General features: G+C 38.6%; 10 protein-coding genes. All 10 read right to left on the bottom strand.

The features are described from left to right. Nucleotides 1–18 precede the first annotated feature (18 nt). Nucleotides 19–1,917 carry a mannonate oxidoreductase gene (locus tag AB3I42_RS11520; RefSeq protein WP_081123422.1) on the bottom strand — a complete coding sequence of 633 codons (1,899 nt, stop codon included), beginning with the start codon at nucleotides 1,915–1,917 and terminating at the stop codon, nucleotides 19–21. A 511-nt stretch (nucleotides 1,918–2,428) separates the two neighbouring features. Then, entirely contained in the window at nucleotides 2,429–3,145 is a 717-nt protein-coding gene (locus AB3I42_RS11515; protein ID WP_010720960.1) for an MIP/aquaporin family protein, read from the bottom strand. After that, complete coding sequence (gene glpO, locus AB3I42_RS11510) at nucleotides 3,146–4,969, bottom strand: type 1 glycerol-3-phosphate oxidase (RefSeq protein WP_010737029.1); 1,824 nt, start codon at nucleotides 4,967–4,969, stop codon at nucleotides 3,146–3,148. A gap of 14 nt (nucleotides 4,970–4,983) precedes the next feature. Beyond that, on the bottom strand, nucleotides 4,984–6,480 hold the full coding sequence (gene glpK, locus AB3I42_RS11505) for a glycerol kinase GlpK (protein WP_010720962.1): 1,497 nt from the start codon (nucleotides 6,478–6,480) through the stop codon (nucleotides 4,984–4,986). Nucleotides 6,481–6,592: 112 nt separating this feature from the next. Further along, nucleotides 6,593–8,053 carry a helix-turn-helix domain-containing protein gene (locus tag AB3I42_RS11500; RefSeq protein ID WP_010737027.1) on the bottom strand — a complete coding sequence of 487 codons (1,461 nt, stop codon included), beginning with the start codon at nucleotides 8,051–8,053 and terminating at the stop codon, nucleotides 6,593–6,595. Further along, a complete protein-coding gene (locus AB3I42_RS11495; protein WP_368022510.1) occupies nucleotides 8,043–9,338 on the bottom strand; it encodes an FAD-dependent oxidoreductase in 1,296 nt (431 codons plus the stop codon). The genes AB3I42_RS11500 and AB3I42_RS11495 overlap by 11 nt, the downstream gene beginning before the upstream one ends. A 223-nt stretch (nucleotides 9,339–9,561) precedes the next feature. Next, nucleotides 9,562–10,155 (bottom strand): hypothetical protein, encoded by a 594-nt coding sequence (locus AB3I42_RS11490; protein WP_034867948.1) that lies wholly within the window; start codon nucleotides 10,153–10,155, stop codon nucleotides 9,562–9,564. Between the two features lie 321 nt (nucleotides 10,156–10,476). Beyond that, nucleotides 10,477–11,298 (bottom strand): hypothetical protein, encoded by an 822-nt coding sequence (locus tag AB3I42_RS11485; RefSeq protein ID WP_181914664.1) that lies wholly within the window; start codon nucleotides 11,296–11,298, stop codon nucleotides 10,477–10,479. Nucleotides 11,299–11,464: 166 nt separating this feature from the next. Beyond that, nucleotides 11,465–12,235, bottom strand: coding sequence for a hypothetical protein (locus AB3I42_RS11480; protein WP_368022509.1), 771 nt, complete (start codon nucleotides 12,233–12,235; stop codon nucleotides 11,465–11,467). 397 nt (nucleotides 12,236–12,632) lie between these two features. Next, nucleotides 12,633–13,310: a type 1 glutamine amidotransferase domain-containing protein gene (locus AB3I42_RS11475; RefSeq protein ID WP_010737023.1), complete on the bottom strand. Its 678-nt coding sequence runs from the start codon at nucleotides 13,308–13,310 to the stop codon at nucleotides 12,633–12,635. Between the last annotated feature and the right edge of the window lie 10 nt (nucleotides 13,311–13,320).

Raw genomic sequence — 13,320 nt, 5'->3', positions numbered from 1 at the left:
AATGTCTTCATTTAACCCCTAGTCTCTTTTTTCTCGTCGTTCTTTAGCTTCTTTGGATAATTTTTTATGCGCTTTTTTCGATCCTCGCGCTAGATCTCTTTGCCATTTTCTAGTTTGAAAGTCTGTAAACAAATGGTCTAATTCATAACCGACTGGATATAACTTTTCTGCTGACATCTTTAACGTGAGACGTTTTCGTGGGACATTGATTAACTCTTTATCCAAGAAAATCGTAACCGTTTCTTCTGCTGTATCTTCATAAACTAAGGCTTCTTGTTGGTGGACCGCAGAATATACCCGATCCCCTTTCGAAAATTGCTGCACTTGTGTCTTCGTCCTAGGCACGTTTACTTTCGTTGTCTGAAACACTTTTTTGGTTGTCCGATAAGCTTTATGCTGGATATAATATTGGGCTTGTTCGATCAAGGTTTGCGACATGTTCATTTTTTGAGCGATCCATAGCGCTTGGCTTTCTCCTGTTTCCCCCACTTGAAGAAGGTATTTAGGTTTCAATGCTTCTTTATCAAATGCCATTGCGGCTGGAATAAAATCTTCATGATCATTCGCAAATTTTTTGATTTCGCCATAATGAGTAGTTGCAACGATCAATGCCCCTTGTTCATACATGGCTTCCATGATAGCAACTGCTAGCGCCGCTCCTTCATTAGGTTCTGTGCCACTGCCGATCTCATCAAGTAATACAAGGGTATTTCTACTCACCTTGCGTAACATCTCAGCAATATTTTGCATATGACCAGAAAACGTACTTAACGCATTCTCGATCGTTTGCTGATCGCCAATATCCACAAAAATCTCATCGAAAACAGCTAGCTCTGTTCCTTCGGCTGCCGGAACCTGTAAACCAAACATCGCCATCAACGTCAATAACCCCACTGTCTTTAATACGACAGTCTTACCACCTGCATTCGCTCCAGTGATCACTAATCCTCGATAGTCTTTACCAAGTTCAAAGTCTAACGGAACAGCCTTCCCTTGGATCAGTGGATGCCTTCCTTGTTTGATCTTGATGTATTCTGATTGATTGATCCGTGGTGTCACACCATGTATTTCTCGACTATACTTCCCTCTGGCGAAAATGATATCTAATCTAGTAATCGTTTCGATAATCAAATCGATTGCTTGTTCTTGTTCTGCTAAAGCACCAGTCAAATAAGCTAAAACTTGATATTCTTCTGCTATTTCTTCTGCTTTTAACAATTGATAATTCATACTCGCTTTTTCCACAGCCGTTGGTTCAATAAAGACGGTCGTCCCTTTATTTGACTGTTCAATAATCGTGCCTGGCACTTTATTTTTATAACTAGCTTTGATTGGGATCGTATAGTGATCGCCTTTTTGAACAATCATTGCTTCTTGGATCATTTCTTTGTTATGCGGATGTCTTAGAAACTTTAAAAGACGATCCTGGATTTCTTTTTCTGTTAATTGTAATTGTTTTCGTACTTTCCGTAAATTTCGTGAGGCTTCATCACTCACTTTTTGGTTCTTGATTTGTTGATAGATCAACTCTTCGACCATCGACAAATCAGGCATATTCTTACTATACACATGCAACAAGGGTGTTTGATATTGATTTTTTTCAAAAAAACGACGGATCATTCGACTACTTCTTAAAAAGTCTGCATACTCGATCAATTCAGTTGGTGTCAGTAAAAAGCCTTTTTTCACTTGGGAAGTCAACGCATCAATCCGTGTCAATCCCATAAAGGGAACGTGTTGCTGACTTTCTAAGATTTGTCGCGCTTCTTTTGTTTCTTCTTGGCGATTTTTGACTGTCTGTAGATTAGTTTGCGGGGTCATTTCTTCGATACGCTTTTTGCTATATTGTCCAATAGCTCGTTTTTTCACTTCTTCTTTGATTTGATTAAATTGTAATTTATCGATTGTTTGTTTCATATTCTCTCCTTTTTTGAAGAGATACCTGTCCTAAAATAAATAAGACCTAGGAAAAATAAAAAGATGAGGAACATCTCAAATAAGACGCGCCCCATCCCTCATTAATAGAATTGTTGGTTATGAAATGACAGGTATCATCTATAAGCATGCCAAATAAGCTTACGGCTCTATTGGCTATTCAACTTACTACGTTAGATACCTGCTACACTCATCAAAATACCTCATTCATCTAGGTTTTATTTATTTTCAAATTCACTATAGCAAGTTTAGCTGTCACTGTCAATCAAAAACGAAAGCCCTTTATTTCACTCTGGTTAGTTCAATCAAGACCCATGAACAAATCTAAAAAAATTTTCTGGTTGTCAGCAAAGCACCCCGTTGATTTTGCGATCTTCAATAACCCATTTTTAAAATGCTGTTCTTTGTCAAGTGCTAAAAAACGATAAAATAGAAGAACTATTTTACCGTTTTTTAGATTATTTATTAATGAATAACACACTTTACCGCCTTTTTATACCATCAACATATACATGCCCACAGCCACGACAGCTCCGACCATTGGCGCTACTACTGGTATCCATGAATAGCCCCAGTCTGAGTTTCCTTTGTTTGCAATTGGTAGAATCGCATGGGTCAGACGTGGACCTAGGTCACGAGCTGGGTTGATCGCATAGCCAGTTGGTCCTCCTAGGGAAAGACCGATTGCTAAGATCAAACCTCCGACAGCAAAGACATTCGTACCATCGGCAAATGAGTTTTGTCCAAACGCTAATAGTCCTAGTACTAAAACGAAAGTACCGATCAACTCGGTGATAAAGTTCGCTGGATAATTTCGAATGGCAGGACCTGTCGCAAATGTACCTAAAATTGCGCCTTGGTCTTTTGTCACACTCCAATGTGGTAAATACGTCAACCAAACTAAAACAGCACCGACGATCGCACCTAACATTTGCGCAATAATAAACGGAATCACTAGGTTCCAGCCAATTGCACCGGTCATCGCCATCGCTAAAGATACGGCTGGATTCAAATGAGCAGGTCCCATAAATCCGGAAATATAGACAGCCATTGTAACGGCTAGTCCCCAACCGAAAGCAATCACGATCCAACCAGAAGCTTGGGCTTTACTCTTGTTCAAGTTAACCGCAGCACATACCCCATCACCAAGTAAAACTAAAATCATCGTACCAATAAATTCTCCCATGATCTGCGTCATTTCTGCACTCATCTATTTTTCCCCCTTCAATTCACGTAGATCCGACTCTGCGATCAATTCTTCTAAATGAGCTTCTTGACGCTTCTTCTCTTCTGCTGACCAAGCGAAGTAAGACGCAATGGCATCAATGATCGGTTGTTTGATTGCATCAAGTTGATCACGTTCAAACAACAAGTGATTCGTGCGGCGAATCAAGTAGTCGCCTGGTGCTAATACCATTTCTTCTTCTAACCCATAACGTAAACGAGCAGATTCAGCTAAACTTAGTCCTTCATACGGTGTCATTTCTTTTGCCAAAGCAAAAATCTTTTTCGCATTGGTTCCATAAAAATCTGCAATGTATTTTGCATCAGCTTCTGCTAAACCAGATTCAACTCCGATTTTTGTCAATTCTTCCACAGTTTCTTCCAGTTTTGTTGGATCAAAATCTCCTCCAGAAACGGGATAATGTTTCGAATCGATTTCTTTTACTGACATCCGGTAGTCATCTTTCAACAACTGGCGGATTAATTTTAGTGCTCCCTCCGCCATCTTACGGTAGTCTGTGATCTTCCCACCTGATAGTGTCACCAAACCATCCGATTCACGTTCTAATGAGCTACCTCGAGAAATCGAAGAAGGGGCTTTTTCATCACGGCTGTTTTCTAAATGATTCAATACATCCTCTACTTCTAACCGAGAAGCCTTGTTTTCTTTATATTCAGTAACCGTATCAACGACTTTGCTAAAGCTTTTATCTGAAATAGAGCCGTTGTCACCACCGTTATAGTCAGAACCAGAATTACCGATCAATAATGGGCGTAACCCTGCCCAACTTGATTCGATGTCTGCGAGGGTGATGTTTGCATCTGGGTAACGATGATTGATGACATCTAATAAATAGTCCACATCTTCTTGCGTTACTTTTGGATCCGTATAGTCCCCTTGATAGTCCGTATCTGTCGTTCCAAAATACGTTTTATTTTCTCGTGGAATGGCAAAAACCATTCGGCCATCTTGTTTGCCCGTGTCAAAATATGTTGGTTGTGGAACAGGCAGTTTTTTAGCATCTACGACTAGATGAACACCTTTGGTTGGTCGCATCTTAGGTGATACCGCACGTTTGAAATTCAAGTTACGGATTTTATCGACCCATGGACCACTTGTGTTGATCACTATTTTTGCGTGGATTTCCACGACTTGATCCGTTAGCAGATCACGTGCTTTGACACCCACGATTTGATCTCCTTCATATAAAAAGCCAATCGCTTTCATTTTACTTACTAGGTAAGCGCCATCTTCTGCTGCTTTTTTGATGTTATCGATCACTAAACGTGAATCATTGTTCCGAAAATCTAGATAAACACCAGCGCCCTTTAACCCTTCTTTTTTCAAAAATGGTTCTCGTTCTAACACTTCTTCTGGTGTCAGCGTATAGTTTTCATATTTTGTTCCAGTCACATTTGCCAATTTATCGTAGAGATCCATTGCCACTTTGACTGAAAACATATTAAACGTCGTTGCCCCCTCATCTTCATAGATCGGTAGTAACATTGGATCAGGTTTTGGAATGTGTGGCGCAATACCTTGGACCACCGCTCGTTCGCCTACAGTATCTGCTACAACTTCGACGTCAAAAGTTTTAAGATAACGAATCCCTCCGTGTACTAATTTTGTGGAGCGTGAAGAAGTACCTTCTGCAAAGTCTTGCATCTCGATTAGCCCCGTTTTAATTCCTGATGCAGCGGCTTGAAGCGCCACACCAGCCCCTGTGATACCGCCACCAATAATCAGCAGATCCAACTTTTCGTGTTGCATTTTTTCAATACTTTCTTGTCTTGTTCCTCTTGAAAACATGACATTCCCTCCCTTTACTCAAATGCTTGTGTTGCTACTACCGCTTTTTTCCAACCGCCATATAATTTTTCTCTACGCTCTTCAGGCATCTCTACTTCAAACATCTTGCCCGCTTCATAAAATTCTCTGATTTCATCTGTATCTTTCCAAAAACCAACCGCTAAACCAGCTAGAAATGCCGCACCTAATGCCGTAGTTTCCAGATTTTCTGCTCGTTGGATCGGAATATTTAAAATATCTGTCTGAAATTGCATCAAATATTCATTATTCGCTGCTCCACCATCGACCTTCAAGACTGGTATTTTGATCCCTGTGTCTTCTTGCATCGTATCAATGATATCTCTTACTTGGTATGCAATCGATTGTAAGGTTGCTTTGATAATGTCTTCTTTGGTCGTCCCACGTGTCAACCCAAACATCGAACCTCTCGCAGCTTGATCCCAATAAGGTGCCCCTAACCCAACAAATGCTGGCACGACATAGACTTCATCCTCACTTGTGGAACGTTTTGCTGCCTCTTCGGAATCACTTGCTTTTTGTAACATTTGCAACCCATCTCGCAACCATTGGATGGAAGAACCTGCTACGAAAATGCTCCCTTCCAGTGCATAGTAAACTTTGCCATTGATTCCATAACCAATCGTCGTTAATAGATTGTTCTTGGATAGTTGTGGTTCTTCCCCAGTATTCATGACGATAAATGATCCTGTACCATACGTATTTTTGACCATTCCAGGTTCAAAAGCCATTTGTCCAAACAAAGCAGCTTGCTGGTCACCAGCCATCCCAGAAATCGGCACTTCACTTCCATAGAAATGATACCCTTGTGTATAACCATAAATTTCTGAATTAGAAGTCGGTTTTGGCAGCATTGCTCGAGGAATGTTCAAGAGATCAAGGATTTCCTGATCCCAATCAAGATCGTGAATATTAAACAACATCGTCCGACTTGCATTGGAATAATCCGTCACATGTGCTTGACCGTCTGTTAATTTCCATACCAGCCATGAATCGATCGTACCAAAAAGCAATTCGCCTTTTTCAGCACGTTCTTGCGCTCCCTCTACATGGTCAAGAATCCAACGTATTTTTGTAGCAGAAAAATAGGCATCAATCACTAAACCTGTTTTTTTATGGAAAAAGTCTTGGTAGCCTTCCTTTTTTAAATTATCAGCAATTGATGCGGATTGACGAGATTGCCAGACCACAGCATGATAAATCGGACGTCCAGTATCTTTTTCCCAGATCACCGTCGTTTCACGTTGGTTAGTGATCCCGATGCCTGCGATTTGATTCGGTTTGATCCCAGATTCAATAAATGCTCCTGCAATGACCGACTGTACGGAGTTCCAGATTTCATTCGCATCATGTTCCACCCAGCTCTCTTTAGGAAAATATTGCGTGAATTCTTTTTGCGAACTACCGATATGTCTACCTTTTTTGTCATAAATAATTGCTCGTGAACTTGTCGTTCCTTGGTCAATCGCCATGATGTATGTTGATTCTGTCATTCTGATCTCCTCCATTATCTGCAAACGCTTTCTAAATTTATCTTTATCTTACACCGATTCATTTTTTAGAAACTGCCAAAAAAACATTTATTTTCTGTTTTTTTGACAGTTTTTAATTTTTTGCTTTTTTTTCTTCTTCGATTTTTTGCTTTAACCTTGCGATATCATAGCTTGAAGCAAACTCTGATAAATAATAATAATTTTGATGAGGATCTTCTTGATTAAATGTAATCACTAAATCATACTTTTTTCCTGGTCGTCGATTTTCAATCTCAATTCCACTGATTCCTTTTAGTTCTCTTAACAAAAATTGTTGAAATGCCACTCGATAAATCGGTAATGTTTCAATATCGATTCCGATAGTGACCGATTTCGCAATATAAAAATCGATCATCATAAGAATATTGGCATACTGAATCATGAGATAACTTAAAGCAGCTTCTTCACCTTGTTTAGCAGGTAGTTGTGTCAGCGTTGTTTCTTTCAATCGTTCGAGTAATTGACTAAGGGAGCGGCCTAACATCTTTTTCTGTTGTTGCAGGAGATGCTCTGGCTCATAGATCATCATGACTCCTCGAAAAAAATAAAACTCATTATCGATTTGAGCTAATTGATAACCGACTGCTTTTTCTTCCTTGATCTTCAACTTTCGTGGACGATAGTGCCACAACATCGTTTCTCTAATGTACGTATCTAATACAGCTGTTGGTAATTTTTTGCTTCGGGTTAAATCATATTGATAAAAATGTTCTTCTGATAACACAGCAAACGAGACAAAAAAACTGTAAAACATTAAAGGCTCATAGCCACTGATCTCAGCAGCTGTCCGACTTAAATAAAGTGAAATGACCGGATCAAGTGCTTGATACAAACGATCCTTTTGGTAAAGTATTTTCTTTTCTTTCAATGTAGCAAACGTCGTTTTTTCACTCAATAGCCGTTTACGAGTGATCCCCAGCCAGCAGGCGATTTTACTAGCTGACTCTTGAGAGAATGTCGTTTCTAAGGCTCGCTCCAATCCTAAAATAAGTGGCGCTTTATCAGGCGTCTGTTGTAAGAAAAGGGGACGTTGTGATTCAGAGATAAATTGGAATAACACATAGTAGAAATAACGAACTTGCAATTCCTCACCATAGAGTTGGCCATTTTTGATTTGTAGAGAAAATTCTTGTAGTAACTGATTCAATTCTTTGATCTTACGAAAGACAGAAGATTCACTGATATTAAACGCTGTCGCTAGACGAACGATCGATGCTTGGTGATGTTCTAATAAATAAACAAGCAGATTGAATTTCAAGCTTTGTTGAACTAAGAATAGAATGATTTTTTCTAAGCTGACATCTTCAGCCAACTCTAATGTGACTTGAAATTCATTTCTTTTGATTGCTACTTTCTTCCCCATCATCCTACCGATCATTGGGATTTCTGCTATATATTGATCAAATGATGTTTTAGAAAGATTGACTTGTTCCCTTAATTGATTCGTGCCTACAGTTCCACCATGCAACACCATGTCCCTAAGAATCAGCACTTGCAACTGCTCTTTTTTCTCTAGTAATTGTTCAATCTTCATCGAGCGTATCAACCACCTTTATCAATTGAAGCGGCAACCGATATTCTGGCTGGAAGAATAACTCCCGTTCGAATAATTTCTCTAACGTCCAGCCTTCCTCAATAGCGAGAGTGAATCGATCCAATAAATCGAATATCTCCTCTCGACTTCGCAACTGCGCACCAAGTAATTGTCCCTTTTCATTGCACATCACTTTGATTTTCGCCGTTTCACTATTGGTCGCAGCTAAGCGGGCAAGCAAATATGTTTTACGGACAGTCTGCGGATAAAAAATACTTTCTTCTTCCGTTAGCCCGACACTTCCTAGAAAATAGCCAAACCAATGATTTCCAATTGCTCGGTAGGTTCCCGGATCTTTCGTACGTTTGCCACTAATCGTTTGACTGACCACTTGTGCCGTACGTAGTGCATTATTGACCAAAGAGACATACATTTTTTCTTGAGTCGGTTGGAACGTCACTTGGATCGCATCACCGATTGCATAAATATCCTTCGCTGACGTTTGCAAATACTCATCGACCCAAATCGTACCATCTTCATTTAGCTTCAACTGATCTTGCCAGAGATGATTGTCTGGACGCGTGTGATTCGCTAGCAGAACTAAATCATAGCTTTCTGTTTTTTGATCCGTCACTACGGCCACTTGCTCGTTTTCTTCGAGCGTTTGTACTTGTTCATTCAAAAACAATTGGATATGCCGTTGCAATAACTCATGTGTTAACGGTTCAACCATTTCGGGATCGAAATAACGGAACAACAATGTTGGTCGACTTTCATAGAGATGGATTTCTTTTTGCTGATGATATAACCCTTCTGCTAATTCAAGTCCTACTTGTCCCGCACCAATCACAGCAATTTTTTGTGCTTTCGCAAGACTTTGTTCCAAAGATTCTTTTAAGTGGATATCTTTAACAGAGCGGATCTGCGTACTTTTGTTTCCATTTTTGAATTGCTGACTCGAACCCGTTGCAATCACCAATGTATCAAAAGTAAGCTGTCGCCCATTTTGGATAAACACAGTCTTCGTGGCTATTTCAAGTGAAACGACTTCCGTGCGTACTTGCACATCAATTGCGTATAGCGCTTGCAATTCTTCCTTAGTCAACCAATAAAGTTGCTCTTTACTTGTGAGTTGCTTTTTTAACAGTAAATTGAGTCCACTCGGTATAAACCCAATCTTGTCTTGTTTTTCCAAAAGTATGATCTCACTGTCAGGACAACTTTTTCGCAAAGAAATTGCTGCATAGATCCCCGCAAAAGAACCACCAATGATCACGATCCTCATCCATTTCCCTCTTTTCCAATAGCCTATTTGAAGAGTATCATGTAACCGTTAATGTTTCAAAAAATGTACTCAAAAACGAAGCAAATCTTCGATCATAAGAACAGCCGTGGTGTTAGATCAAGTAGGCAACTTTTGCAGAATAAAAAAATAAGTTCGATTTTGACAATAAAAATCAAAATCGAACTTATCTTCTTTTTGAGAAAGAACTATCGTCCCAGTCTCATTAATCTATTATTAACGAAGCATCAATTACAATAAACTTTTTGTACTCCACATCATAGATTGTCCATAAATATGCTCCAAGTCCTTCTCGCCCCCCATTATAATATTGGGTAAATTCATTATTCCAAAGATAGATTTCCAACCTTTTTTTTTCTGGAAAAAGTTGCTGGTTTATTTCAATAAAATCTTCCTTTTTCCCATATAAATTTTGAGGATTATCCATAAACGCATGTTCATATGTTCCTTTTTCTTCAAAAAATTCTTCGACAGATATTTTTTTGCTATTCATTAACTCTGGATTTACTTGGATAGGATAACCTTTGATTTCATCAAATGAACGCAAATTAGTGTAAATAATCTTTTCCTCTCTTGTTTCCTGATACTTCTTTTCATATTCCCTACTAGTAAACTTTCCATCTTTTGTTTTAATCGCCCAAATTCTAAGCGCCCACAGTCTATTTTTGTAATTAAGAAAAGCTAATGCAACTTCTTGATGACTTATTATCTTTTGATAATTCTCTTCATAAAAAAAAGCATAATTCATAGCAAAACCTTTTTTTCTGAAATTCCATGTTTCTTCTTCTAATAATTCCATTTCATCACTCTCCTATACTTCCCCATACTATTTTCCTTTAATTCCATCATAAAACCTTTTTAATTATAAAATTATTTAAAACTACTTTTTCACAAAAAAAGGAAGAACGAACTTCGAAAAAATCATAAGTATTACATTGTCACTGCTTTTCCAGATCTAAAAAGATATAAAGAAGAAACAAATACTTTGCTCTATGAATAATAGTGTAGTATGGAGTAATCGAACTACAATATGTACTTGATTTTGTTGATTTCCCCTTAAAGAAAAGAGAGCCAAGGAAGTTCTACCCTTGACTCTCCTTTTTTAATCATTTTGTATCATCTACGGGATAAACAGTTCAATATCAATGACCGTAAATCGTTTTTGTTTCTTATCATAGATCGACCATAGATACGCTCCATCATCTCTTCTACCTTCATTATAAAAGTTAGTAAAATCAGTATGCCATTGATAAATGACTAACTCACTTCGATCAGGAAACAGGAGTTGATTGACTCGTTTGAAATCTTCGATTGTTCGATGGGTCTGGAGATAACTACAAAAAGCAATTTGGTATTCCCCACCCTTGGCAAAAAAAGTGGTGGAACTGATTTCATCAGCTTTCATCATTTGGGGATTGACCCGTATAGGAAAGCCGTCATAAGTATCAAACGAGGTTTCTTCCATATAAGTAAGCGTTACTTCTTCAGTTCGTTCATACAGTTGAGGAAACATAATCAATAAGGCTTCACGCTCTTTTCTAAGCTCTTTTACCATTTGGTAACGCTCTTGTTTGCGTTCTTCATACTCCATTTGTAGCTTTTTGAGATCTACTTTTCGTCCGCCTGCTTGAAGGTATCTGATCTTTCCTTGCATATCTGCTTTTACTTGGGCATCTACCCCAGCTTTTATTTTTCCCTCGACTTCTGGGGTTAGTGTGATCTCAACTTCTGGCACTTCGGCTAATTTTTGAGTTAATCCAGGCACAAATTTTGGTGTCCAGATACACCATGCCCGATTAGCATATGTAAGAAATGCCCGTACTGCTTCACGATGACTTTCATATCCTCGATACTTTTCCTCAGTAAAAAAAGCACAATTGACCGGCTCAATTAGATATTCATTACATTCATAATAGAACGTTTCTTTTTCTAGCAATTCCATTTTTCCACTCTCCTCTACTTAGCTACGCCTCACTTTATTTTATCATGAAGACGACTGAAGTAAGACAACTACCATAAACCTACTTTTTCATAAAAAGAGAAAGAATTGAACACCAAATAGCTAGGAAGTTTTTCCCTTAACTCCTTTCTTAAACACTTTTTATCACTTATGGAATAATTAGGGCAATATCAATCACTGTAAATCGTTTCCTTTTTTTGTCATAGATCGACCATAGATACGCTCCATCATCTCTTCTGGGTTCATTATAATAATTGGTAAAATCAGTATGCCATTGATAAATGACTAACTCACTTCGATCAGGAAACAGAAGTTGATTGACTCGTCGGAAATCTTCGATTGTTCGATGGGTCTGGAGATAACTACAAAAAGCAATTTGGTATTCCCCACCCTTGGCAAAAAAAGTGGTAGAACTGATTTCATCAGCTTTCATCATTTCGGGATTGACCCGTATGGGAAAGCCGTCATAAGTATCAAATGAGGTTTCTTCCATATAAGTAAGCGTTACTTCTTCAGTTCGCTCGTAGAGTTGTGGAAATCTGATCAATAATGCTTCACGCTCTTTTCTAAGCTCTTTTATCATTTGGTAACGCTCTTGTTTGCGTTCTTCATGATCAATTTGTAGCTTTTTGAGATCTACTTTTCGTCCGACGGCTTGAAGATATTTGATCTCTCCTTGTATATCTCCTTTTATTTGGGCATCTACCTCAGCTTCTATTCTTGCTTCGACTTCTGGGGTTAGTGTGACCTCAACTTTTGGCACTTCGGAAAATTTTTGAGTTAATCCAGGCACAAATTTTGGTGTCCAAATGCACCATACCCGATTAAAATACGTGAGAAAGGCCAGTACTGCTTCTTGATGACTCGTAATCCCTTGGTTATTGTCTTCTTTAAAAAAAAGCACAATGGACGGGTTCAATTAAATGATCGTTATACTTATAATAGAACGTTTCTTTTTCTAGCAATTCCATTTCATCATTCCTTTCTTCCTTAGTTACTTTCTATGTATCCGCTTTTATTTTACCATGTTTTTTTACCTCTCATACTCCATAAAAAAATCAATTTTTAGACTTACGTTGTACATTCTTTTTATTTTTTTATAGAAATAGAGGGCAAAATCTGAAGCGACTCCAAACAGTTAGACTAAAAAATCTAAATTTTGGAGGACGTTTCAGATTCCACCCTCTACTTTATAAAGTTTTCTTCTATTGTTAAATTGGATTGTTTTTTGGCAGACTTACTATAATGCTGTAATAAGAAGGCCTACGTCGGAACTGTTTATTTTCGTTTTTTGCTTAACTTTTTCCCTTAACAACTTACTTCTTCAAAGATTCAACGACTTTGATTCCTAATTGATGGGCAGATTGAGGATTCTGTCCGGTCAACAACTGTCCATCTGCATGTACGACCGCTGTAAAAGCTGGTCCTGCTTGATAGTTTGCTCCTTTTTCTTTCAAGGCATCTTCTGTTAGAAAAGGTACTTTGTCCGTTGTTCCATTCGCTGTTTCTTCTTCGTTACTAAAACCAGTGACCGTTTTCCCCGCTAAAATCGGTTGACCAGAAACGTCAACTACAGGAAGTAACCCGACTACACCATGACAAACAGCTGAAACGATTCCGTCATTTTGGTAGATCGATGAAGCAATTTTTCCTAGATCCGTTGCTTCAGGAAAGTCCCACATGGTTCCGTGTCCACCGGTATAATAAATCGCACGATACTCGTTTGGGTCGACTTCAGCTGGACTCAAGGTGCTTCCTAACGCTCGGTTACGGAAATCTTCGTCCTGATAATAGTTCCAATCGATTTCATCCATCGCTTCCAGACTCTTCGGCTCCAAAGGAACATACCCACCTTTAGGACTGACAAAATCAGCTGAGATATTATTTTTGACTAAAGCATCATAAAAATGAGTCAGTTCACTCAGCCACAGCCCTGTTGGACGGTCGGTTCCTTTATATCTTTCCACATTCGTTAAGACGATCAATACTTTCATTGTTCTCTCT

The organism is Enterococcus sp. C53 (assembly GCF_040887425.1).
Classification (GTDB): Bacteria; Bacillota; Bacilli; order Lactobacillales; family Enterococcaceae; genus Enterococcus_B; species Enterococcus_B hirae.
This window is presented reverse-complemented; position numbering and strand designations above follow the sequence as displayed.